The organism is Pseudomonas cannabina (assembly GCF_900100365.1).
Lineage (GTDB): Bacteria > Pseudomonadota > Gammaproteobacteria > Pseudomonadales > Pseudomonadaceae > Aquipseudomonas > Aquipseudomonas cannabina.
Genome location: NZ_FNKU01000001.1, coordinates 2,800,944 through 2,825,815 on the forward strand (window position 1 = coordinate 2,800,944; position 24,872 = coordinate 2,825,815).

Annotated in this window: 18 protein-coding genes and 3 pseudogenes; 7 read left to right on the forward strand and 14 right to left on the reverse strand. The window is 58.7% G+C overall.

Annotated features, from left to right (window positions below):
- Positions 1-24 precede the first annotated feature (24 nt).
- From BLT55_RS13095 to BLT55_RS13105, 3 genes and pseudogenes are all read right to left on the reverse strand, one after another.
- A complete protein-coding gene (locus BLT55_RS13095) occupies positions 25-1,413 on the reverse strand; it encodes an MFS transporter (protein WP_007252054.1) in 1,389 nt (462 codons plus the stop codon).
- Positions 1,414-1,471: 58 nt separating this feature from the next.
- Positions 1,472-1,846, reverse strand: a pseudogene (locus tag BLT55_RS13100) (glutamine synthetase family protein); the annotation flags it as partial.
- 53 nt (positions 1,847-1,899) lie between these two features.
- Entirely contained in the window at positions 1,900-2,811 is a 912-nt protein-coding gene (locus BLT55_RS13105) for a class I SAM-dependent methyltransferase (protein WP_055001216.1), read from the reverse strand.
- A gap of 245 nt (positions 2,812-3,056) precedes the next feature.
- On the opposite strand from BLT55_RS13105, the gene BLT55_RS13110 reads away from it, so the two are divergent.
- On the forward strand, positions 3,057-3,866 hold the full coding sequence (locus BLT55_RS13110) for a glycosyltransferase family protein (RefSeq protein WP_055001224.1): 810 nt from the start codon (positions 3,057-3,059) through the stop codon (positions 3,864-3,866).
- A gap of 37 nt (positions 3,867-3,903) precedes the next feature.
- Here BLT55_RS13110 and BLT55_RS13115 read toward each other — a convergent pair whose 3' ends face one another.
- The 3 genes from BLT55_RS13115 to BLT55_RS13125 all read right to left on the reverse strand — a co-directional run bounded on the left by BLT55_RS13115 (position 3,904) and on the right by BLT55_RS13125 (position 7,243).
- Positions 3,904-4,599 carry a sensor histidine kinase gene (locus BLT55_RS13115; RefSeq protein WP_055001217.1) on the reverse strand — a complete coding sequence of 232 codons (696 nt, stop codon included), beginning with the start codon at positions 4,597-4,599 and terminating at the stop codon, positions 3,904-3,906.
- Positions 4,596-6,197, reverse strand: coding sequence for a tetratricopeptide repeat-containing response regulator (locus BLT55_RS13120; RefSeq protein ID WP_055001218.1), 1,602 nt, complete (start codon positions 6,195-6,197; stop codon positions 4,596-4,598). Before BLT55_RS13120 ends, BLT55_RS13115 begins: the two co-directional genes overlap by 4 nt.
- Before the next feature lie 371 nt (positions 6,198-6,568).
- Positions 6,569-7,243, reverse strand: coding sequence for a TIGR04211 family SH3 domain-containing protein (locus BLT55_RS13125; protein WP_055001219.1), 675 nt, complete (start codon positions 7,241-7,243; stop codon positions 6,569-6,571).
- A gap of 438 nt (positions 7,244-7,681) precedes the next feature.
- Between BLT55_RS13125 and ppnN the strand changes: the two genes are divergently transcribed.
- On the forward strand, positions 7,682-9,055 hold the full coding sequence (gene ppnN / locus BLT55_RS13130; RefSeq protein ID WP_055001220.1) for a nucleotide 5'-monophosphate nucleosidase PpnN: 1,374 nt from the start codon (positions 7,682-7,684) through the stop codon (positions 9,053-9,055).
- Between the two features lie 51 nt (positions 9,056-9,106).
- Here the strand turns inward: ppnN and BLT55_RS13135 are convergent, their stop codons facing one another.
- Positions 9,107-9,976 carry a helix-turn-helix domain-containing protein gene (locus BLT55_RS13135; RefSeq protein WP_055001221.1) on the reverse strand — a complete coding sequence of 290 codons (870 nt, stop codon included), beginning with the start codon at positions 9,974-9,976 and terminating at the stop codon, positions 9,107-9,109.
- A 152-nt stretch (positions 9,977-10,128) separates the two neighbouring features.
- Here BLT55_RS13135 and pobA point away from each other — a divergent pair, with 152 nt between their 5' ends.
- The 5 genes and pseudogenes from pobA (at position 10,129) to BLT55_RS13165 (ending at position 16,728) form a co-directional block, all read left to right on the forward strand.
- Positions 10,129-11,313: a 4-hydroxybenzoate 3-monooxygenase gene (pobA, locus tag BLT55_RS13140; protein WP_055001222.1), complete on the forward strand. Its 1,185-nt coding sequence runs from the start codon at positions 10,129-10,131 to the stop codon at positions 11,311-11,313.
- Positions 11,314-11,729: 416 nt separating this feature from the next.
- Positions 11,730-14,233: pseudogene (locus BLT55_RS13145) on the forward strand (toxin VasX); the annotation flags it as partial.
- 57 nt (positions 14,234-14,290) lie between these two features.
- A protein-coding gene (locus BLT55_RS30965; protein WP_104442776.1) for an IS5-like element ISPs1 family transposase occupies positions 14,291-15,144 on the forward strand; the annotation gives its coding sequence in 2 pieces (ribosomal slippage) (positions 14,291-14,633 and positions 14,633-15,144; 855 coding nt in all).
- Between the two features lie 28 nt (positions 15,145-15,172).
- A pseudogene (locus tag BLT55_RS13160) lies at positions 15,173-16,039 on the forward strand (hypothetical protein); the annotation flags it as partial.
- The gene (locus BLT55_RS13165) at positions 16,036-16,728 is read left to right on the forward strand and encodes a hypothetical protein (protein WP_055000667.1); all 693 of its coding nucleotides are present in this window, start codon (positions 16,036-16,038) and stop codon (positions 16,726-16,728) included. The pseudogene BLT55_RS13160 and the gene BLT55_RS13165, both read left to right, overlap by 4 nt.
- 43 nt (positions 16,729-16,771) lie before the next feature.
- Here BLT55_RS13165 and BLT55_RS13170 read toward each other — a convergent pair whose 3' ends face one another.
- From BLT55_RS13170 to BLT55_RS13200, 7 genes are all read right to left on the reverse strand, one after another.
- Positions 16,772-19,009 (reverse strand): ATP-binding protein, encoded by a 2,238-nt coding sequence (locus BLT55_RS13170; protein ID WP_055000668.1) that lies wholly within the window; start codon positions 19,007-19,009, stop codon positions 16,772-16,774.
- On the reverse strand, positions 19,006-19,620 hold the full coding sequence (locus tag BLT55_RS13175) for a biliverdin-producing heme oxygenase (RefSeq protein WP_055000669.1): 615 nt from the start codon (positions 19,618-19,620) through the stop codon (positions 19,006-19,008). Before BLT55_RS13175 ends, BLT55_RS13170 begins: the two co-directional genes overlap by 4 nt.
- 311 nt (positions 19,621-19,931) lie before the next feature.
- On the reverse strand, positions 19,932-21,965 hold the full coding sequence (locus BLT55_RS13180) for an LTA synthase family protein (protein WP_055000670.1): 2,034 nt from the start codon (positions 21,963-21,965) through the stop codon (positions 19,932-19,934).
- A gap of 10 nt (positions 21,966-21,975) precedes the next feature.
- Positions 21,976-22,596, reverse strand: coding sequence for a hypothetical protein (locus tag BLT55_RS13185; RefSeq protein WP_055000671.1), 621 nt, complete (start codon positions 22,594-22,596; stop codon positions 21,976-21,978).
- Positions 22,593-23,891 carry a sialidase family protein gene (locus BLT55_RS13190; protein WP_055000672.1) on the reverse strand — a complete coding sequence of 433 codons (1,299 nt, stop codon included), beginning with the start codon at positions 23,889-23,891 and terminating at the stop codon, positions 22,593-22,595. The genes BLT55_RS13185 and BLT55_RS13190 overlap by 4 nt, the downstream gene beginning before the upstream one ends.
- 38 nt (positions 23,892-23,929) lie before the next feature.
- The gene (locus BLT55_RS13195; RefSeq protein WP_055000673.1) at positions 23,930-24,475 is read right to left on the reverse strand and encodes a cytochrome b/b6 domain-containing protein; all 546 of its coding nucleotides are present in this window, start codon (positions 24,473-24,475) and stop codon (positions 23,930-23,932) included.
- Entirely contained in the window at positions 24,475-24,738 is a 264-nt protein-coding gene (locus BLT55_RS13200; RefSeq protein ID WP_007248580.1) for a PepSY domain-containing protein, read from the reverse strand. Before BLT55_RS13200 ends, BLT55_RS13195 begins: the two co-directional genes overlap by 1 nt.
- Between the last annotated feature and the right edge of the window lie 134 nt (positions 24,739-24,872).

The window sequence follows — 24,872 nt, forward strand, 5'->3', positions numbered from 1 at the left end:
AGTCACCCAGCCCTCCTGCTACATTCAGGCCTTCCAGGTCTCGTTCTCGCCCTCTCGCTCCTCTTCGACAACCTCAGTCCTGGCATCGGCCACTGACTCTGCTTCTGGCTGCAGATCCGGCTCAGTCTCGTCAACCACTTCGGGCTCGACGGCTGTCTGCATCTGCTCTTGCACCACCTGCTCATCCACCCGCGGGTCAAGCGCTACCACCAATGGCGAACTGGACATGCTGTCTGGCATCGCAACGTGATGCAGTGGAGCGTTCTCCACCTGATGCAGGTGAGTAACAGCCTTGGGCCGGATCAGCAGCACGAGAATCGCAGCAGCGCCGCAGACGAACACATACAGCATATGGCCGCCGAACACTTTCATGACCACACCCGCGGCCAGCGGGCCGATGCTTGCGCCGATACCGTAGGTCATGAGCAGCATTGCAGTCAGCGAGACCCGTCGCTCGGCCTCGACGTGGTCATTGGCGAACGCCACAGCCAGCGGGTAAAGACAGAACTGCATCAGCGAGGCCAGGAAGCCGACGCCGAACAGCACCTCGACCGGCACGCTGGGGAACACCGCCAGCGGCAATGACGCCACCACCAGCGCGGCCGCAAATACCCGCATCAGCACGGAGCGGTCATAGCGGTCCGACAGCAGGCCCAGCGGCCACTGCACCAGAAACCCGGCGAGAATGCAGCAGCCCATGAACAGACCGACCTGCTCGGTGGACAGACCCTGCTCAGCCGCGTAAACCGGCGCAAGGCCATAGAACGAACCGATGATCAGCCCCGCGCCCAGCACCGCCGTCAGCGATTGCGGTACGCGCTTCATGAAGAACCGCGGTTCCAGTGGCGCCGGATGCAAGGGCGCCGGGTGAATGGCGCGGGTCATGGCGACGGGCACCAGACACAGCGCAAAACACAACGCCACCAGCATCAGCAGCTCAGGCCCGAGTTGCGGGTGAACCACCAGCACCAGTTGGCCCAGCACCAGCCCCAGGTAGGACGCGATCATGTAGCCGCTGAACACCATGCCGCGCTGTTTGGCTTCGGCCTGTTCGTTGAGCCAGCTCTCGATGACCATGTATTGACACATCATGCCCAGACCGACGATCACCCGCAGCACCAGCCAGGCCGGCAGCCAACTGATCAGCCCGTGCCCGAGCACCGCCGCACCGACAATCCCGGCGCAGGTGGCATACGCACGAATATGCCCGACGCGGCCGATCAGGCGGTGACCGATCTTGCCACCCAGGACCAGGCCAAAATAGTTCGCGGCCATCAACGCACCGACCCACAGGCTGTCGACCTGATCGGCCGCCAGGCGCAGGGCCAGATAGGTGCTCAGCAGACCCGAGCCGATCAACATCATCAACGAGGCAAAATAAAGCGCTCGAAAGGATTTCCAGATTTGGCGCATCAACTTTCCAAAAAATAGGGAGTCGCCCGAATGGGCGAGCCAGACACTGCGATTCTTGAATCCGGGCAGCCACAACGTGCCGTTCCCAGGGGGTTATCTCGTCAAAAAAACTGCTCAGCTCCAGGGCCTTCGACGCAATGTAGCCTTCGATGAATTCATGACCAAACAGTTCCTTGGCCAACTGACTGCTTTTCAGACGCTCAAGAGTGGCCTGCAAGGTACAAGCAAGTGACAATTCTTGCGACACCTCGATTTCACCCCGCATCGGCGCGCGCGGTTCAAGGGCATTCTCGATAGCGTACGGCCCGACCGCCAGACTCGCAGCCATGGCCAGACAAGGAGTGGCGTCCGCGCCAGGCAAACGATTCTCCACCCTTCTGGCTGCCGCTGCACCCGACGGGAGTCGTAGGTCAGCGGCGTGATAGTCGTAGGATCAGGGCAAGCGGCAAGCCAAAGCTTACCGCTTGAAGCTTGAAGCTCTGCAACTCAAAGCACCGGATTGTGGAATGGCACTCCAGTCACTTCGATGAACTCCTTTCGGTACTCCTCGTTCTCCGGATCGACCACCAGGGCCTGACGCAGAAACTCGACGCCCTCGGCAAAGTGGCCCAACTGGCGACTCAGAGCACCGGCGAGATGCAGTTTGGTGGCATCGAAAAAATTGAAAGACAGCAGAATTTTGGTCAGCGTCAGAGCATTTTCCAGTTTGCCGGCCATCAACAGCTGATTGAACTGCGTATTGAAATCAGCGACGTCCTGCCACTTCTCGGCCGACAGCCCTTCTACCTTGCGCAACACGAGGGTGTGGCCGTTGCCTACTTTCGAATCGGTCTCTTCAACGCACTCGATGTACCAGCAGCCCAGACCCGAGGTGTTCACGTGATTGACGGCGCGGATCATGCTCTGCAAGGAAAACACCTGATAGTGACCGCGCCATTCGCCTTCAGCGACGGTGGTCATGTCGACCTTGTTTTCATAGTCTTCGATCATCTGCGCCAACGTCGTCAAACGACGCGCGCGATCGGTCCGCGCGGCCGTGCGTTTGGGGAAGATACAGAAGAACACGCCGCCGTTCTTCAGCACCCGGAGCGCTTCGACGTAAGCGGAAAACAGATTGGGAACGTGCTCGATGACGTGCGAACTGATGAGGTAATCAACCGACGCATCTGCGGTATGAATGTATTGAAAGTCGCCGAGCATGTCGACTTTCGACACATCGCCCGAGACTTTCATCTGCTCGACGAAGTACTGCTGATAATCTTCCATATCACGAGGGTGCAAAAACTCGACACCGTTGCAAGGCGCAACATTCAGGCAACTGGCCAGGTTGAAGGCGTTATGAGCGGCAGCCCCCAACTCGATACCGTGGCCCTGGCAGTACTTCTTAGCTAACAGCATCACTCACCCATCGCTCGTCGTGATTTGGATACAGCCTGTGAGGATGTCGGCGGTGCCTGGCAAAACTTTAGCCATCAGCGCCCGTACAGCAGTTTGCCACCGACCATTGGCGCAAATATTGCAGTCAGCTGTAATCACGTGCTCATGCACGATGATTTACGTCAGCAAGTGCCAAGCTCACCCTGCGATTGCTGACGCAAGCCATCAATAATCAGGCTCAGGCCATAGAAAGTCAGAGGATCACCATGATCGATGGTCAAAAGGTTGGCTGCGGAATCGTTACGTATAACCGGCCTGCGCTGTTGAAAAAACTCTACGATTCACTGCCCGCCGACCTCATCGACAGCATCGTCATCATCAATGACGGCGATGTATACCCTGAACACGCTGCCTACGATAGCGACGTCCTGTTCAATAATGAAAGCAACCTCGGAGTGGGGAAATCCAAGAACCGCGCATTGTCGCGACTTCTGGACGCTGGCTGCGAACATCTGTTTCTGATCGAAGACGACATCTACATCAAGAACCCGGAAGTGTTCGAGCTGTATATCCTGACTTCGACACTGACCGGCATCCAGCATCTCAACTACAGCCAACACGGGTTGATGAACAAGACCGCCACGGGCGAAGCCAATCCGGTGTGCAAGATCGATTATGGCAACGGTATCAACCTGCCGTTGTACCGGCATTGCGTCGGCGCGTTTTCCTACTATTCCAGACGCAGCCTGGAAGCGGCCGGCTTGATGGACGAGACGTACCACAACGCCTTTGAACACGTCGATCACACCCTGTCCATCATCAATCAGAACATGCACCCGCCGTTCTGGTTTTTTGCCGATATCGACAATTCGGAGGCGTATCTGGGAGATGAGCTGTGGACGCTGGCGAAATCAACGATCTCGTCCGATGCCCGGCACCGCAAAAACGCGCTGGATGCCATTGAGCACTTTACGCTCAAACACGGGTGCGAACCGGTCAAACACCCGTTGGCGTCGAATGAGGAACTGATGGACAGCCTCAACAGCATAAAACGCAACTTCGGGCTGAATATCTGAATGATCGCGGGGCCCGCTTGCGGGCAGGCTCCCTGGCTCAAGGCAGCGTCATGCTGAATACCGCGCCGCCCAGCACCCCGCCATTGGCGATTTCGATCCGCCCCTGCAGGCCATTGCGTACATGCAAACGCGCAATGTGCGCAGCAAAATAAAGGCCCAGCCCGGTGCTGCCACTGCCCTGATTGATGCCCAGCACATAGTCGGTCTGCTGCTCGATCAGGTAAGCCGGATAGCCAGGGCCATCGTCGTTGACGGTGATCTTCAGTTGGCCGTCTTCATCGGACACACTGACGAATATCTGCTCGCGGGCAAAACCGGTGGCATTGACGATGATATTGCCGACCACCGACCCCACCAGCTCACGGTCGAAAAACCCCAACGGGCTCACCACATCGATGGCATAACCGGCGGCAATGCCACGGCTGCTCAACACCTCCTGATGATGCGCCAGCTGCGCTTCGATAAAATCGTCAAGCTCGTGGTAATCCGGGCGCAACGGCATCTGATTGACACCGAGTTTGTACAGGCCCAGCAATTGCACCAGCATGCCGTTCAGATTGGCGAACTCGTATTCGATCACGCCATGTTCCGGCGTATCGCGCTGCCGGCTGGAAAGCTTCGCCAGCCACTCACTGTGCGCCTGGGTCAGCGTTGCCAGCGAGTTCTTCATGTCGTGCACGGTGGAGGCTATCACCATGGAGAAATCAAGCCCCTGCTCCCTATCTTCGCTCATGCGCCAAACGCCCTCTCCCTGAGTTTTTGATAACGCTCGAAACGCGGATCGCTGTCCGGAATCTTGCCGACCATGGTCAGGCTGGCCCGGCACTCGTCCAGGCCGGCCTGGCCCAGATTCTGGCCGGGGTGGAGCAGCGACTGCGCCATGTTGAGCGCAATACTGAGATTCTTCGGCTGCAACGCCAGTGCCTGACGAAAAAACGTCTGCGCCTCGGTCAGATTGCCAGCCTTGTAGCTGCGTACGCCTTGCAGGTTCAGATCACTGGCTGCTTTGTTGGCACCCAGAATGGCAGGATCGTCAGTCATGCTGGCAACACTTTTCATCACCGCCGGGTCGTCGCCATAGACTTGCGCGCAGCTCTTCAAAACACCGGCACCCGCCTCTTCCTGGCCCAGTTGCTTGAGCTGCGCGGCCACCATCAACGACGCTTCGGCGCTGAGAAACAGCTCCGTTCCGTCGAGTCGGGCCATCGCCTGCTCGGTGAGTTTTGCGGCCGCTTCCGGGTCCGAATGCTGCAGACTGGAGGCCTTCATCAGGCGCGTGCGCACTTGCAGGCCTTCGTCGTTACCGTGTTCCTTGGCGACGTCACCCAGGGCGTTGTTGATTTCAACCCGGGTCCGCGCATCGAGCCCCTGCTCACCGCCCTTGCTGATCAAGGCATGCGCCAGCCCCAGATTGGTCTCCGGGTCCTTGAAGCGCGAATGCTGCCCTTGGGACACCGCCTGACGATAGGCCTTGGAAGCGCTTTCGAAATCCTCGTTGCCCAGCGCCAGTTTGCCCAGCAGCCGCTGCCGACGAACCGCCAGCGGCGACAGACGCACCGCGCTTTCCAGCACTGCCTGAGCCCGCTTGGCATCGCCGAGCGCGACCAGCACGTCAGCCAGCCCGTCGAACAGCGCAGGCATGATCGGAAAGGCCTTGATCGCCTGCTCGTAGACAACCTGCGCCTCGGCAGCCTTGCCACGTTTGAGCAACAGGCTGCCCAGCGCGCCATACGCCCAAGGCGTGGCGCGGTCGGCCAGAATGCTCTTGAGGAAGGCCTCCAGCGGTTCGTTCTGCTTCAGATCGCGCAAGGCCTCGGCCTTGTGGCGCAGGCACAGGGGCGCGTAACGCGGGTCCTGCTCGATCAAGGTGTTGCAAGCAGCCAGCACTTCAGTCGGGTTGCGACGGTCGAGCGCCTGCAAAATCGGCTTGAGCAGGGTCTTGCGCTGCACCAGCTTTTCCAGACGCTGAGCCAGCCCGGCGCGATTGAACGGCTTGGTCAGGTAGCCGTCCGGCTCCCACTCCAGCGCACTCATGACCATGGCCTGACTGTTTTCGGCGGTGACCATGATAAACACGCTTTGGTGACTCAACAGCCGCTCGACCATCAGGTCTTCCAGCACCTGCTGACCGTTCTTGCGACCGTCACCCAGATTGAAATCATGCAACACGAAGTCATAACGCTTTTGCGCGCACATGCGCAGCGCCTCTTCACCGGTGTCGGCGGTATCCACTTCCTTGACGCCCAGTTCACGCAGCATCGACCTGACTGAACTGCGAAAATCAGAGAAGTCATCAACGATAAGAAAGCTTTTTTGGTTGTGCGCCAGCATCCGGATTCCTGCACAGGAGAGGTAAAAATATGAGACCCACGGCCCGAGCGCGACCCGGACCCGGCTCAGCAGCCCGCTTTTCGGGGCCTGCTTGATCACTGATCGCTGACTGATGCTCAGGCACAGCTGCCGCCACCGCCCCGCAATACAGAACAGGACTTGTGGCAACACTCAATTTTTCGACCATCCGGGCAGAAACTATAGGGCGAACATGCACGTCGCGCCGCATCACTACGCCTGTTGACGGCTGATTTTGCGAGCTGGATCGAATGTGCAGGAATAATGCGGGGGGAGTTGCGGACGGATTAACGACAGTGCCACGCCGAACGGCATGCCGACACTTCAGGCCGTCGGCATGCTTGCACGGAGGGTTAAACCCAGCCGTCGTTCTTTTTGCGGCCTTTGGTCAGGGCCGGAAGGATCAGGCCGACCAGCAGCCCCGCACCGGCGATGCTGCCGCCGTAGACCATGTAACGCATCATCACCTGCTTGTTCTCGTCACCGAGACGCGCCTGAGTGGCACGTAATTCAGCCTGAGAGTCCGCCAGTTGCTCGTTCAAGGTCTTGGTGCGCGCTTCCAGCTCATCGACCAGCTTCTTGCGTGCATCCAGGGTTTCTTGCATGCCTTGCACGCGGGTCTTCCAGGTGTTGTCGATGCCCGCCAGTTGCTCGGTCAGTTCAGCAACCTGCTGCGTCAACTGCGGCACGCGTTCGGCCTGACCGGGGACGTCCTGCAAGTCACTGCTGGGGATCCACACTGTCGCACCACCTTCGCCGCGCACCTGGCTGAACTTGCCCGAGCTGGTGAGCAACTCGACCTTCTGCCCGGATTTCAGCGTGCCGACGATGCGATGGTCATCCGTTGGCCCGCTGCGTACGTAAGTGGTGAGGCTGTCACTGACCCAACGCTCGTTGTTTGCCGCCTGAGCACTGCCAGGGACGATCACGGTTAGCACAGCGCCGAACAGGCCGACACCCAGCAAACGACGCGACGCGCAGAACAGGCCAAGGGCACGAGAAAGAAGTGCAGAAAGATGACGAGACATGGCGATAATTATCTTTATCCGGAATGAAAATAAAGCCTCGTTGAACGGGCCGGCTAACGATGGGAACGGCAGGCGATCAAAGGTTTTGCAACTCCTGCCCGGACGGATTGTCTGCCAATGACACGCAACGAAAGCGCGTCGGTTCCCTTTTTTGCAGGCCGTCCAGAAAAAACCATCAGCTAACAGACTCCTCGAAATGGGTCAGGTTCACTGTCGCCCTGTCCGCGCGTCAAAATTCAGCCGCACGGTCGCCGTGAGCAAGTCCCTGCTTTCAAACGAATTCGCCGCTGGCACAGCATTTAATCTGCCAAATCAGGGTCCTGCACTGCGCAATATTTGCTTTCCCGTCCAAGTGCTGTAGAAAAGGTCTGACAGGCGTGAGTGTCCCGGACACCCACCATCCTGATGCTCGACTGCATCGCTCTAATGGAAAATAGAATGCTCCCAAGACAAGTGATTAACGCCACCGTAAGCCCCAAAGGCAGCCTCGAAACCCTGTCCCAACGTGAAGTGCAGCAACTCAGCGCTGCCGGGTCAGGCAGTACCTACACCCTGTTTCGCCAGTGCGCCCTGGCCATTCTCAATACCGGCGCCCACGTCGATAACGCCAAGACCATTCTTGAAGCGTATGAAAGCTTTGAAGTACGTATTCATCAGCAGGATCGCGGCGTGCGCCTGGAGCTGCTCAACGCTCCGGCCGATGCCTTCGTCGATGGCGAAATGATCGCCAGCACCCGCGAGATGCTGTTCAGCGCCTTGCGCGACATCGTCTACACCGAAAGCGAACTGGACAGCCAGCGCATCGACCTGAGCAATTCTCAGGGCATCACCGATTACGTGTTCCACCTACTGCGCAACGCCCGCACCCTGCGTGCCGGGGTCGAGCCGAAGATGGTGGTGTGCTGGGGTGGTCATTCGATCAACACCGAGGAATACAAATACACCAAGAAAGTCGGCCATGAACTGGGCCTGCGCAGCCTGGACATCTGCACCGGCTGCGGCCCCGGCGTGATGAAAGGCCCGATGAAGGGCGCGACCATCGCCCACGCCAAGCAACGCATTGTCGGCGGTCGCTACTTGGGCCTCACCGAGCCGGGCATCATCGCGGCCGAAGCGCCGAACCCGATCGTCAACGAGCTGGTGATCCTGCCGGACATCGAAAAACGTCTGGAAGCGTTCGTGCGTGTCGGTCACGGCATCATCATCTTCCCGGGCGGCGCGGGCACCGCTGAAGAGTTCCTGTACTTGCTGGGCATTCTGATGCACCCGGACAACAAGGACGTGCCGTTCCCGGTGATCCTGACCGGCCCGAAAAACACCGAACCGTACCTGCAACAATTGCACGCATTCGTCGGTGCCACGCTGGGTGCAGAAGCGCAGCGTCACTACCAGATCATCATCGACAACCCGGCAGACGTCGCGCGGCAGATGACTCAGGGCCTGAAAGAAGTGAAGCAGTTCCGCCGCGAGCGCAACGACGCGTTTCATTTCAACTGGTTGTTGAAGATCGAAGAAAGCTTCCAGCACCCCTTCGATCCGACCCACGAGAACATGGCGAAACTGCAACTCAACCACGACGTGCCGACCCACGAACTGGCGGCCAATCTGCGTCGGGCGTTCTCTGGTATTGTCGCCGGCAACGTCAAGGACAAGGGCATTCGCCTGATCGAGGAGCACGGCCCTTATCAGATTCAGGGCGACCCTTCGATCATGGGTCCGCTGGACAAACTGTTGCAGGCGTTTGTCGATCAGCACCGGATGAAGCTGCCAGGTGGCGCGGCTTATGTGCCGTGCTATCAGGTTGTGGCCTGATCCCACAGCAATAACCGTCAGGCAAACGGGGCGCTCTTGAGCGCCCCGTTTCTATTTCTGCTGACGAAACTCGCGAGGCGACTGGCCGGTGGCGCGTTTGAAGAAGCGCGAAAAATAAGCGGGCTCGGAAAACCCGAGGCTGTCGGACACCTGATTGATGGTCATGGTGGTGTAAATCAGATTGCGCCTGGCCTCCAGCACCAGTCGCTGGCTGATGACCTGTAGCGCCGACTGATTGCACAGCCGTCGACACAACGCATTCAAATGCGCGGCACTGATGCCAATGGCCTGCGCGTGCTGCTCGATGGACCAGTGTTCGCGAAAACTCGTTTCCAGTTGCTGCATGAACGCCTGCAAATGCTCACGGCCGCGATCCAGTGCATGAATGTCTTCGCCAGCGTGTTCGCGGCTGCGCCGACTCAGCCAGACCGCCAGCACATTGATCAACGAATGCAGCATCAGATCACGGCCGGTCCTGGGTTGCCGGTACTCGCGAGCGATGGCGCTGAACAGCGTGTCGACGTAATGGCCGTCTGCCCCAAGCTCGTAGCAACGTGCCGTGCGCATGGCCGAACTGTCGAGCGCCGTCTCCAACTGCTCCACCAGCGGTCTGGCCAGGCTGAGAATGTGCCCCTGAATATTTTCCGCGAACCTGAACGTGTGCACGCTCAATGCCGGAACCACCTGCAGCGACGGTGTCTCCACCTCGCGAGCCATGTCCTCGACCTTGAGCATCGCCTTGCCCGATTGCACATACAGCAACTGCACCAGATCGCCATGCCGATGCGGCTTGATCTCCCACTCGTGCATCTTGCTGCGCTCGGGAATCGACTCACAGTGAATCAGATCCGGCGTCGGCCAGGCCGTTGTTTCGCCGTAGAGCTTGAACACCGGTATCGTTGTAATGGCAGATCTGGCCATGTCGCCCTCTCCGTCCCGACCCTCGAAAAGTCCAGACAATGTACCGGATAATGCCTTCTTATCTCGACATCATCCATTAAAAATGCAGGAGACAAAAACAATTGCATCCCGCTGGTCACGGCTGGCAGGGATCACCCGAGAGGACACTGTTCATGAAAACCCAAGTCGCCATTATCGGTTCAGGCCCTTCCGGGCTGTTGCTGGGCCAACTGTTGCAGCGCGCCGGCATCGACAACGTGATTGTCGAGCGTAAGGACCCCGACTATATCCTCTCGCGCATCCGCGCAGGCGTGCTCGAGCAAGGCATGGTCGACCTGCTGCGCGAGGCCGGGGTCGGTGAGCGAATGGACGCCGAAGGCCTGATTCATGATGGTTTCGAGCTGGCGTTCGACGGCCGTTGCGAACGCATCGACCTGAAACACCTCGCCGATGGCAAGACCGTGATGGTCTACGGCCAGACCGAAGTGACCCGCGACCTGATGACAGCGCGCGCCATCAGCGGCGCACTGACCGTCTATGACGCTGCGGACGTCGAAGCCCATGACCTGAAAACCGACCGCCCTTACCTGACCTTCGTAAAAGACGGCGAGACGATGCGCCTGGACTGCGACTACATTGCCGGCTGCGACGGTTTTCATGGGGTTTCCCGGCAATCGATTCCGGCCGAGGCACTTAGCGTTTTCGAGCGCATCTATCCATTTGGATGGCTGGGTGTGCTCGCCGACACGCCGCCGGTCAACGAAGAACTGGTGTACGCCAACCACCCGCGCGGCTTCGCCCTGTGCAGCATGCGTTCGGCGGTTCGTACCCGCTATTACGTGCAGGTCAGCGCTGACGAAAAAGTCGAAGACTGGCCGGACGAACGCTTCTGGAGCGAACTCAAAGCCCGCCTGCCCGAGCATCTGGCCGAACGGCTGATCACCGGTCCGTCCATCGAGAAAAGCATCGCCCCGCTGCGCAGCTTCGTGGTGGAGCCCATGCAGTACGGCCGGCTGTTCCTGCTCGGCGACGCCGCACACATCGTCCCGCCGACCGGCGCCAAAGGCCTGAACCTGGCGACCAGCGACGTCAGTACGCTGTACCGCATCCTGCTCAAGGTCTACCGCGAAGGCCGCACCGAGCTGCTGGAAAAGTACTCGCAGATCTGCCTGCGCCGAGTATGGAAAGCCGAGCGATTCTCATGGTGGATGACCTCGGTGCTGCACAACTTCCCGAACACCGATGCGTTCAGCCAGCGCATCCAGCAGACCGAACTGGACTACTACGTCGGCTCAGAGGCCGGGCGCCGGACCATTGCGGAGAATTATGTGGGCTTGCCGTATGAGGCGATTGAGTAGGTCGGCGGAAGAACGCCCGTCGTGCCACTACGCGCGGCCCGGAAGAACGCTTATCGTGCCAATGCTCCGCGTTGGCATGCCGTTCCTGACGCTCTGCGTCATCTGTCCTTGCCCAATGAGAAGTGTTAACGACCGCACGCCTTGATGCGAAAAATGCTGCGCATGCACCAGCCTGGCAAAAACAGGCAACGACATACGCCTCAAGCTCTGCGGAGGATAAGAACCGCTTGCGCACAGGTGCGCATACGTCTGCGCGCTATTCAGGGCTTTTTCGCCTGAAACTGATCATCTTCTTCACACTTGAGCACTATCTCTTTGTTTTAAAAAAATAAAATCATTGGCGGCACGTATTTTGGAACGTAGCTCTCACTTATCTCGGGCGAAATGACCCGTTTTCTGCGCAGAGAGCACCTCGCATGACCGAAAAATACGGCACCCGCCAACAGCGACTGGCGACCCTTTTCCCCAAAACACCCGCCACGGCCACCAGCCTGTGCCCCTTCCGAGGACCCAACATCGCCATCGTGCCGGTGCGCTATGCGCTGGATCGTTCGCGTTACGACGTCGCGCCCGAAAAGCTCAAGCCACTGCCGAAAGACGGCAAGTGGACACGCCTGCCAACCTTGAAAACACGCAGCTACACCCTGCGCCAACTGTACGACGGTTACGTTTACGTGTTCGACGAAACGGCTGATACGCTGCATGAATACGCGGTCTCAGCCATCGACGGCCATCTGAGCCGCATCGTCTGGACCGACGCGCACATCGGCAGCGACCAGCGAAACGGTGCCAGCGGTGGTCAGCCCTTTCTGCTTTACCCACGCGATAACCGCCTGCACATCGCTTTTTCGCCCGTGCAGTGGACGTGGCGTCTTTGCGAGCACATGCGCTCCAACCCGCCAAGCCGCGCGCTGTGGATGAAAGCGCTGGACCTGAAACGCTACTGCATCAGCATGGCCGAGCCCGACACCCTGCCGCTGAACCGCATCGCCGAAGCAGTCGCGGATATTGACGAAGGCAAGGTGGCTGACGATGGCCGTTTTGCAGATTCGGCGATTCCGACTGTACAACCCTCATCAAGCGATGAGGTCGCGTCAGTGTTCTCACCGCTCGGCGCAGACGTTTTCTGGCGGGGCAGCGTCGACGATCAGGACAGTTCGCTGCTTATCGCCCTCGACGACCCGCTCGCGGTTTTCAACGACCTGGGCATGCAACTGGCCGCCGATCAGGCGGCTTTTCGGGAATGGCAAAGCGCGCACGAACACAAGATCCAGATCGCCCAGACCGTCACCACGCTGTGCGGCGCAGAAGGCGAACCGGAGAAACTGCCCGCCTCGGTGCGTGGCGATGCGCTGCTCACACACCAGTATTTGAGCGAGATTGAAGCTTACTTTGAGCAATGCGATTTTGAAGAGGCGCAGATCGGCGGCAACACCGTCCCCGGAGGCCTGCTGTTGCTGCCGGACGTGTTCAAGAGCCCGGACATGCGCAGGACGATTCAGGCGCGTTACGGCACAGCACGCCGACCGATCAGGGCGCGCAGGCCTGGAAAGATCGCCACAAATGGCGGCGCGAAGTCGATCTGAGCGGTGCGCGTCAGTATCTTTTGCAGCACCTGCCGAGCGGAGACACACTCCTGCAACAGGTGCGTGACACGCAAAGCGATTTTCAGCACTGGGCGACCCAACTGGGCACCGAACCGCTCAAACTGTTCATCGACACCACAAACCCGAAAAACCTGCTGTATTTGCAGATGATCATGCTCAACCTGCAAATCATCTACGCCCAGGATGACGCGGCCACAGCCTGGCTCGCCGAGCAGGAAGCCAACACCAGCAGCCTGTTTGGCACCTTGCGCTATGGTTTTTCGCCCGCGCTGAAACACGCCCTGCATCAAGAAGCCGATGCACTGCTGAACGGCTTGGGCGACGTCACCAATCTGGCCACCCGCATCGGCGAACTCAACGGCGCGCTGAATCATCAGGGTTTTGCCGACAAGCCGTGGATGAAGGCGCTGAAACAGCCGGTTCAAGACACCTTCAAAGCCCTCGGCGAACTGGCTCGCGGCGCAGGCAAAGCGACACTCGAAAGCATCCTGCTGGCCTGGGTGCCCATCGACAGCCGCCTCGCGATGGGCAAACAGCAAAACATCGTCGCACTGATTCGTACGCTGCTGATCGGCCAGGTGCTGCTCGACTCGCCGGCGCACATCGCGATCAATCAACACGTCATTACCCAATTGAAACAGTGGCTACGCCAGTGGCGGGTGCTCGACCAACAGATCCGTGATACGCGCCGCAGCTGGCAGTACCCAACTGCCTACAAATCCCGAAAAAGCATCGCGCGCGACCTGGCGGCCCATCAACAGAAACTGCGCGCGCACGAACTGGGCCTGCCCGCCCTGCTCGACTTCCAGAACAACGAGTACGCAAAACAGTTGCAGAACGAGATTCGCCAATACGCCCAGACCGGCAAAGCAATCAGCAAAGACTGGCTCGCCCAGGCCAAACGCTGGCTCGACAACCTGGGCGGTATTGCAGGCTCGATCACCTGGGGCGTGATCATGCTCAACTTCATCAACACTGCCCTGACTTATCGTGACCTGACCACGGATGGCGATTTCAGTGTAAAGGATATCGGCAAGGTCACTTACGGATTGGGGTACAGCTTCAACCTGTTGATGGCGGTGTTTGTCGAGGCGCCGTGGGCGATCATCAGTACGGCGAAGCCACTGGTTATTGGCGGATATGACGTCGGCATTCTTGACCAATCAGCGGCTTATTGGAAAGCACGGGGTAATGCAGTTTGGGGGGATGCGATACGTGGGTTTCGAAGTTCGATGGTGGCGATGGGGGCGTTTGGGGTGGCAGCGGCCACATTGGAGTTAAAAGACATTTCTGGAGACTTTGACGCCGCTAGGTTTTGTACGAAAAGTCGAATGGGGTAGAATTGCCGCCATGATTGGCTGGAGGCCCGCATGGCAAAGCGTTACGAACTCTCCGACGCATCATGGGAATTGATCAAGGATCTGGTTTCTCCCGAGCAGAAAATGGGTCGCCCACGTAGTGATGATCGCCTGGTACTCCACGGAGTCCTTTGGATTTTGTGCTCGGGTGCCGCCTGGCGTGATCTGCCGGAACGCTTTGGGCCTTGGTCGACGGTGTATCAGCGTTTTCGTGACTGGCGCGATGACGGCACGTTCGACCGGATACTGGAGCGCTTGCACATTCGACTCAACCAGGAAGGACTGATCGATCTGGACACCTGGATGATCGACTCCACGGCGGTACGTGCAACCCGAGCCTCTTCAGGCGCCGGGAAAAAGGGGGGCCTGAAGAACCGCTAGACCATGCTTTGGGGCGCAGTCGAGGCGGCCTGACAACCAAGATTCATATGGTTTGCGACGCTAATGGCGTGCCATTGCGGTTCATGCTTTCACCGGGACAAGCCAGCGATATTGCCCACGCCCAGCCGTTGCTGGATCAGGTGCGCATTCCCGGTAAGCCGGGGCGCCCACGAAAACGCAGTAGATGGTTACTGGCTGACAAAGGCTATGACGCGGAACACCTGCGTTACTACTGCGACCGTTACCGAATACAGCCTGTGATTCCGCTACGCGCTATGCCACGCAAACCCCGACCTGGCTTGCCCCGACTTTTTGATTGTCCAAAATATCGGCAGCGCAACATCATTGAGCGGATGTTTGGCTGGCTAAAAGAGAACCGCCGAATCGGCACTCGCTACGACAAGCTGGCCAAGAGCTACGCAGCCATGGTCACGCTGGCATGCAGCCTACGTTGTATGCGGCAATACTTTTCGTACAAAACCTAGAACATCAGAAGATAAAACCGCAATTGCTGTAAAGGGCATCTCTGTGTTTGCAATGGGGGCAGGTTCAACAATTCAGCTGATCGCAGGAGTATTTCCTGCCAGCAAATTTGCAATGACTGCAATGAGCTCATGGTTCAGTGTCGCTTTGCTGGTGGCCGGTGTTATTTACCTTCTTGCTAGCATGGCCTTGAATTATTTCAAGCAAGACAGTATCGGCTGGTGGCTACGTAGGTGCTGCTGGTCGAGAACCTTAGATTATCGCTACCCCGACTCTGCCAAAGGGGAGTATGAAGAAACTCGCGCACTACTGGAAATCCAACTATCTCCCCAAATTTATGCAAAAAGTACCGTACATTATGAAGATCGATATCTTGGTAAAGGCGATTACATGAGCGTAGCGGTGCAAAATGGTGCCGGGATACAAGTACGTTTGCCGAATTTTTTACGAGGATACTCCGTACATTTCAACGTCATCAGCAGCAAACGACCATGGGGTGTATTGCCTGTAGAAAAGATAGACCGCCCACTACACGAAGACTTTCTGGACCGCGGACAATTCAAGCAGGTTGAACAGTTCGGGACGCTCACCAACACGCCGGCAGGCCTCGCGAGTGAAGACTTCACATTCCCCCGAATGCCACCGGAAAACGAAGACCTCATCTGGGAAACCTGGGTGCCGCTCAGCAAGGACGCGACGTATCTGGAGTTGCAAATCTGGTACCCGAACACGCTGAAAAATCCTGGCGAGGATGATCGAGGCTACCTGTTTCAGATGGAGCTGAGCCCAAGAGGTGATACTGAAATTGATGGCCTCGCTGCCGTGGAACTTGAAGTTAAAGCCTCCAGCAGGATGGGCACTCTCACTCTAGAAGTCGCAGAGAGTACACCGGTATGACTCAGCAAGAAAAAGCCCCGGATCTGCCGAAAGGCAAAGGCATTCTAGACTGGAAAATCAAAACACTCGCAAGGTCGCCTAAAGAAATCATGATCTCGCAACTTGGATTTTCTGCCCTCTATCTAATCGCGTGTTCACTTTACATCTGGGGGGGCTGGAAACCTTTTTTAGAAACCCCCCATTTGCTAGCGGGCACGGTATTAGCGCTTGCCGGTATTCTCGCCTATTTCGTAGGCCTGCTCATCCGCCAAAAAACCATCTACCACTACACCGTCAAAACCGACGGCGCCACGGTCGAGTATTACCTCCACTATCCCGATTTTGCTGCAAGTTTCTTCAAGGGCATCGCCCTGTTCGTCATACTGATATTCGTTCTTGTCGCCCTGATCACCGGATCCTTGCTGTTTCTGGTCGGCCCGGTCGCCATGGCTTTTATCGCCGCTATCAAGCTGCTCAATTGGGAAAATCCGGTCCATCATCGGCGGACCCGCCCTTGGCAGGATCACAACTTCGTCACGGTCGATCACAAGCGCCTGATGGTCATCATCCATTGCACCGACGTAACAACAGGCTTCGCCGCCCGCTTCCCCAGCAAGGCATTGATGACCAAGTACCTCGCGTTCCTGCGCGAGGTACTTCCAGCAAACGCTGAATACACCGAAAAAACCACCCACTGGCATCAGGGCTGAAGCGACTCAGGCCTGAGCCATCCGCTCAAGCCTGAGTAAGCAATCATTGCGCAATCGGCACCGTAAAGCGGAACTCGCTGCCCTGCCCGACCTGGCTGTGCGCGGCCAGTTCGCCGCCGTGGGCTTTGATGATGCCTTGCGAGATGTACAGGCCCAGGCCGGTGCCGGTCGGGTTGCCTTCCTTGACCGTCCAGTAGCGTTCGAAAATGTGCGGCAATTGCTCGGGAGGGATGCCCTCGCCGGAGTCGCGCACGGTGAACACGATTTCGCTGCCGTTGGACATCGCGGCCACGCCGATCTTGCCCAGTTTCGGGGTGAACTTGATGGCGTTGCCGATCAGGTTGGACAGCACTTGAAACAAGCGCTCCGGGTCGGCATTGACCTTGATGTCCGGCTCGGCATTGAAGGAAATCTCGATGGATTTGTCCATCGCCAATGGCGCGAGCAAGGTGTAGGCCTCTTCGAAAATCTGGCTGACTTCCAGCGGCTGCGGGGAGATGGTGTAGCGCCCGGCTTCGATCTTCGAGGTGTCGAGCAGGTCTTCGAGCAGCACGTTCATGCGGCTGGCCGCCTGTTGCATGGTGTCGATGGCTGTGGAAATACGCCGTGACGTGTGCGGCCCGTCAGAGCTGAACGACTTCTGCATCATCCCGCACAGCATGGAAATAACCGTCATCGGGTTGCGCAAATCGTGGGACACGACCGCGACCAGCTCATCACGTGCGCGAACGGCCTGCTGCTCTTTGCGCACCTGGCGCGCCAGGTCATTTTCCAGTGCCGAGCGGCGCAGGTCGTTGGCGGCGTAAACGTCTCCGTGGCTCCACTGGGTAGCGATGCCGGTCATTTCGACCTTCCAGATTTCAAACGACGTGCGCGGGCGCAAACGCAGGCCCTGCTCCGAGCTTTCCAGATTCAATGGCTTGTTCGGATCGCCACTCCAGCGGACACTTTCCTTGACCTCGGGGCGAAACCAGATCACGCCGTTGTCCACAGGTTTCGGCAGACTCATGGCCAGCACACCGCTGGCAACCGACTGATAAGCCTCGGCAGGCGGGAAAGCACTGGAAAGATGATGACTGGCATATACCGGGTCGCCGCTTGCCATCATCCAGCTGTGCAGCGCACGTATGTCGGCGGGCGGCGGACAGTTGCCGAAACACTGCGTCTTGCGGTCGTCGATGATTGCCACGCCGGTGGCGCCCACCAAGTCCATGAGCAATTGTGGCTGCTGCGCCAGACCGTCGAACACGTTGTCGTCTGACGTCGCCATGGCATGATGAAGCTGCTTGAGCGTGAGGACTTTTTCCTCACGCTGGCGACTGATTTCCAAGGCTTCCATCGCGCTGATCTGCAGCGACACTACCTGACCAATCGCCTGGCAGGCACTGCGCAACTCGTGGGACACGTACAGCGGCGTGCGATGCCCGCAACTGATCAGTCCCCACAACTTGCCGCCCTGAATCAGCGAAACGCTCATTGAAGACAGAACGCCCATGTTTTTCATGTACTGGCAGTGAATCGGAGACACACTGCGCAGCGTCGAGAAGCTCAGGTCGAGCTGCTGATGAGTGTCCGGGCGCAATTGCGGCACCAGCGGCACCGGGGTGTAATCGGCGTCCGGAATGATGCGCAGCCAGTTGCGGCGATACAGTTCGCGCGCCTGCTCGGGGATGTCCGAAGCCGGGAAGAACAGGCCGTTGAACAGTTCCATGGAGGGCGCCGAAGCCTCGGCAACAACCTGGCCATGGCCCTCTTCTTCGAAACGGTAGATCAGCACCCGGTCGTAACCGGTCATTTTCTGGATTTCGCGAACGCTGACTTCATACAGCGTGTGCAAGTCGCTGGCGGCGTGCAACTGGCGCAGCATGCGGCCCATGTTGCCGGTGCGCTCGGAATAGCTGACGGCCTGAGCGGCCTTGTCCTGAATTTCGAGTTCCAGCACCAGAACATCCTGGCTGCGGTGCAACATGGCTTCGAATTCGACGCCTTTGACCGACATCAGCAGACGCGGCATGTCGGCGAAAGAGTCATGGGCGCTGGCGCTTTTGATGACCTCAGTCCAGCCTGCGCCCAGAACACAGTCCAGAGTCTGTCCAAGGACTTGCTCTGGCGCGTGGCCAAGCACGGTCTGCACGTTGGCACTGACCTGCAGGATGATCAGTTCGGGTTCTGTCAGCGTAAACAGCAGACCATGTGGCTGAATGGCCCCGGGGAACTGAATGGGCTCATCCGCACAATTGGTCAGGAGGACTTCGAAGGAGTCCTCGTCGAGCTGGCTCATAACAGTACCTCTTGACCGTCGAGCCAGTGCTCGAAAAATGCAAATGTGGAGTGCGCTGCATGTGTTGCAGCATCAGTGAAATCAGTATCGCCCGGCAGCGCATTCAAATGGCTCAGAAACGCTTTCCAGCGCGGTCCGGTGGCAGCGCCATATACATCGAGAAAAGCGCCACCGCTGTGTTCATCAACGCCCAGACGTTTATATACGTCGCGGCGCAATACCTGCCCGCCCAGTGTCGCACCTTCCAGTACATACATGACACCCAGACAAGCACCCGGTGAGTCGACAACGGGCAACCGGGTACAGCGGGGAAGGTGCTCGATGTCTTTTTCAGACATGCCCAGCGCGCGCAGATCTCTGACCAGCATGGGCATCTTGATCCGCTCATGCGGTTCAAACGCAGCAGGTATCAGATCACTGGCGTGCAAAGCCGCTTCGAGCGGTGCATGAAAGCCGTGATAAGCCTGAAGCAGGCGCAGATAAAGAGCGTTGTTCAGAGCGGATGAAAAAAACGGCATGCGTTTTTCAAGTCGAACGTGCAGCTGATTCGTTTCAGCGCGAAGTGCATCCAGCAGCTTCGCAGCGGGTACGCATGAAAAACTTGCCGGCATCCAGGAGGGCTCTTGAGTGTGCGATAAATGGAGAACGCATTCGAGCGGAAGAAAAACAGCAACATAAACGCTCGGTGCCAAGCTGACAGTTTTCCCTGCGCAGGTGATAGAAAACAGATGCGCACCGTATTGCTCATCTATTCGTCCTTCAACTTCACGATAGTCGAAAACCGGGTTTTGCACGCACCGAGCATTGTCCCGGATCAAATTCCGGGCACTTTAACATCATCCTCCCCCTGTCAGCCATTACTCACTGCGCACGCCGACCATTGGTCGGCGCCATACCCCTTACCTGGCAATGCTTCTCACGCTTAACGCACGTTCTGACACAGCATCAGCCGCGACGTCTCATGCAGACCACGGGTCAGATCGCGCAAGCGTTCGAACTCTTGCGGGTTCTGCTCGGCAACGTTGTCCAGCGGCGTGGGCGAGGCCAGATCGTGCAGGGTCGGCGAGCTGCCGTCGTGCTCCATCTGCAACAGGTAATGGCGCGTGACGCCGCCGATCAGCGGGAAGGTGCCTTCGCGTAAAACCAGCGGCACAACGCGCTCGCCCTCAGGTGCTGGCTGCTGGATATCACGGCCCATGGTGCCACTGGTGAATGGCATGCCGGCCATGCCCGCGAGGGTCGGCAGCAGGTCCGCCAGCCCGACCGCATCATCGATCACGCGTGTCCCGAGCAGGCCGGGCGCATGAATCAGCAGCGGCACGTTGTTACTCTCCAGGCCCAGTTGCTCGAAGGCAGGTGCCATGTGCGGAATCTGGCTGATGCGCGTGTTGTGGTCGCCGAACAGCACGAAAATGGTGTTTTCGTAATAACCCCCGGCCTTGGCCAGTTCGATCAGCCGCCCGATATTGAAATCCAGCAGGCGTACCGCGTTGTATTGCTCGACGCTGCGCGAACCTGCGGCCTGCACTTGCTCCAAAGTCTTGTCGCTGACCTGGAAGCCGTCGTTGTCCTTGGGAATGGTGAAGGGCCGGTGATTGCCTGCGGTCTGCACGTAGGCAAAGAACGGTTTGTAGGCGGGCAATGCGCGCAGAATCCGGTCGCTTTCCTTGAACAGGTCCAGGTCGGACACACCCCATACATCGACCTGCGGAGACTTCCAGTCGCGCTCGTCGTACAGGCGCACATCGTCTATGCTGCGGCGAATCAACGCGTTCATGTTGGCCCAGCCGGAATTGCCACCAATCATGTACAGCTTCTCGTAACCGGTGAAGTCATTGATGATCGTATTTTGCCGGGTGAGCAGTGGATGCCGCGTCGCCGTTTCCTGGCGGGTCACGTCCGGCACCCCGGTAATACTCGCCCAGACGGTTTTCGCCGTGCCAGTGACGGGCACATAGAAATGCTTGAAGAACCAGCTTTGCGTGGCCAGATTATCGAGGTTCGGCGTCGGATTGAGCGGGTTGCCATAAGCGCCGACCGCACTGGTGCCCAGTGATTCAAGCATCACGAACATCACGTTCGGCGGCCGCTCGCCTGGCAGCCGGTAAGGCTGCACGGGTTGCTGGCGCTTGAAATTCAAGGCCTGCGCGTCCGGCTCGGTTACGCCCAGATAGCGCGCGACCACCGGGTAATGCTCGCGCACCGTGGCTTCATCGAAATGCGATTGGGAAACCTTGAGCGTGTCGTACAAAAACAGCGCCGGGTTGAGCCCCAATGCCGCTACCTGACTGTTGCCGGAGAAAAAAGCATCGCTCCAGCGCAGCGGCACCGGGTTTTTCAGATTAAGGTTTTCGACCCTCCCCAGCAGCCCGAGAAAGATCGCGCAGACCATCACTGCCGACACCCACACCACTGACGCACGCTTGACCGGTCTGGCCTCGCGATCAAGGGTGATGCGTTCAAGCCGCAGCAATGCGCAGCCCAGTGCAGCAACGGTCAACAACCAGCCGGCGGTGATCCACAGCACCGGGTAGGTTTGCCAGAGCATGTCGCGGGAAATCTGCGCGTCTTCCAGGTAACGCATCACGCTGGCGTTAAGCCTGACGCCGAGATAGGCGTAATGGCCGAAATCGACGATATGGATCATCGTCAGTATCGCCAGCGCCAGAATCAGATAACCGCGCGCCAGCCAGCGCAAGGCCGGCACGCTGATCAGGTTCCAGCGTGGCAGCCAGAGCAACAGCGCAACCGGCAAGAGGGTCAACAGCGCCAGCCGCAGGTCGAAGCGCAAGCCGACACCCAGCGTCTGCGCGACTTCGCCCTGGGTCAACAGCGTGCCCGGCTCGACGCCGGAAAATCCGTAGAAAAACACCCCTCTCAGTAACGCCGACAGCAAAAACACCAGACTGACAGCGCCCAGCCAATAGCGCAGACGCCGCGATTGCAACCCACTCATGCGTGTTCCTCTATACATTGCCGGCAGACAGCGCAGCGGAACGGCGCTGCCCGGTCGTACGGCGATAAACAAAACGGACAGCCAGACTCAGCGAAGCGCCGCAGCAATACAGCGCGAGCAATGGATCGATCAGGTAGTCCCAATAGTTTTCCGAAGGCTTGAGCCGAAACGTGAACGCCAGCGTGGCAAACGTCAGCATCGCCACGCCCAGCGCATTACGCAGGCAGATCAGCACCAGCGCGATGACCGCAACCATGATGATCATCGGCCTTGGGTTGAAGCCCCAGCGGTAAGGGTCGAAATAGGTCAGGCCGAGCGTTGCCGGGTATAGCGTCAGGGCCAGCGCCGCGAACACCAGCAGCATGATCAGGCGCGGCGAAGCGGCCAAGGGCTTCAGGACGCCCAGCCGTTGCAGGGTCAGCCAGCCCAATAGCACCAGGCTGCTGATCGCCAGATCATCGGTGAGGCTGCGCGCATACGCGGCCATCGACAGGCCGTCGACCGAGACCACGCTCAACAGCGAAGTGGCCGCCAGCAGGCCGCAGCGCCACCACAGCGAAGACGTCAGCGGCGCCAACAAGACAAACAACGCCCAGGCAAACGCCAGATGGGCCAATCCCAAAGCGATCATAAAAGTTGCTCCGCCAGCCAGGCCTCGTTGAAGCTGACATGTTTGATGAAGGTGTTATTCCACGAATAGACCAGGTGATACAGGCCGTCCGGGCTGCGGATGAAATACGGATACTCGTACTCAAAATCACAACCGTCGGACGAACAGACACGCTGATCCAGATTGCTCAGAAACTCCGCTTCCATCGGCTGGCGACGTACCCCACTGGACGCACGAAAGCCCTCGCCGATCACTTCCTTGTACGCTTCCAGAGAAAACGGGGTGCCCAGCGGATCGGGGGATTTGTCCAGATCCGGCAGCGGCCGCCAGACCGTCATCTGTTCGTCGGTGCTGTACAGGCTGAGTTTGAAGCGGCCTTCGCGCAGGTCATTGAGCGCCACCAGCAAGCCCTTGCCCGGCACGCCGACCGCTGCCAGCGAGGAATTGGGGTTGCTCGGCGTGAGCGGATAAGGCTCGCTCCAGGTCTGCCCGCCGTCTTCGGTGCGGCTGGCCAGCACTCGGTGGAAGGTCTCACCGGCGTAACGCAACAACGCCACGCCGCGCTGTTCGTCGAGCGGCACCACGGTGGGTTGCAAGGAGTTCTTGCCGCGGCTGATGCGGAACTTGTCGATCACCTCGCCGTTCGCGCTCAGGTACAGGTATTCAGCGAACTTGCCGAGAAACTCGTGATACACCGGCAGGCCGATCGAACCGTCGGCATGAAACACCGGCGCGCCACGCACCAGCGTACTGATATTCAGAAACGGCGAGGTCACCAGTTGACGCGGTGGCGACCAGCTGGCGCCCATGTCGCTGGAGACCATCGCGTTGACCGAACTGCCCGCCCAGCCGCCCACCGAAACCGACACGTAGAACAGCCACAAGCGGTTGTCCGGGGCCAGCGCAATCACCGGGTTGCCCAGCTTGCGGATGTACTTGCCGGTGCCGGTCTGGGTCGATTGGCGGGTCGCCAGCACCTGCTCGCCACCCCATTCTTCAGTGCGTGCATCGAATCGCGAGGTGCGAATCTCGACGTCGCCTGCGCCTTCGCGGGAACCGGCGAACCACACCGACATCAGGTCGCCGCCAGGCAGCGCGGTGACCGCTGACGAGTGCACGAAATCGTCCAGGTCCGAGGACGCGAAGCGCGAACTGTAAGACGCCTTGGGTGGCAGACTCTCGGTGCCAACCGGCGCCGGGTTCACGGCAAAACCGGCAATACGGTGCAGCGGGTGGCTCAGCCACGCACTGACAAACACTGCTACAACGATCAGGCCTGCGCTCCATGCAGTCAGGTTTCGGGAAATAACTCGCATCAGGAGGCATCACTGTGATGAAAAACAAGGATGGGGTTTCAGCGATGGCCATCTTCAGGCAGCGGACGTCGTTTTCCTGTCAGCATCGACAAAGGCAGGTTGTCACGCACCTGAAAACTTTTGACTATCGCTGCGGCCATGTGCAGCACTACCAGCGCACACAGGCTGTTGGCGAGGATTTCATGGGTTTCCAATGGCCAGTCAGCGCCCCAAAAGGCATCGACCTCTTGCATCAGAAACCCGGTCAGGCCCATGCCGAAGATCAGCGCCATCATCAGCACCATGACCAGCGCACCCAAGGGTGAATGGCCAAGGCGATGAACCGGCTGACGCTTGATCAGCGCGCTCACGTGCGCCCGCACACGCGTCGGGCCTGGCCAGAAATCGCTCCAGCGCGCGCTGGTCGGCCCGATGAATCCCCACACCACTCGCACCGCCAGCCAGGCAACCGCGTAATAGCCCAGCCAGACGTGCCAGTCGTCACCCGCTTCATTGAAGAAATAATTGGCGACGAAAACACCCGCGATCGAGACGTGAAACAGCCTGACCAGCGGGTCCCACAGGCGCAGGGAAGCCCGGCTCATTACTTGATCTCGGTCTTGACCGCTTTACCGCTGACCGGATCGTGGTAGATCTCGACCTTGCGCTTGTCCTTGTCGAAGCCATAGATCTCGTAGCAGTTGCCGTCAGTGACCTTGAACTTGCTGATCTGATAACCCTGCGCTTTGAGCTGCTCCTGGAATTTGGCCTGATCCTGCCATTGGGATTTTTCAGCGGTGGTGCATTGCGGACCGGCAAGCGCCAGCGGGCTGGCCAACAACAGGGAAATCAGCAGGACTTTACGCATGGCAAATGCTCTCAGGCAGTGAAGGAGCACTTACTGTGCGAAACCAGTCTTAGGAAAAGCTTAATGCGCAACAGTTAGTAACATCTTCCCGGACACACGGCGCTTCGCGGCACTGCGAGCGGACGGCATCATGG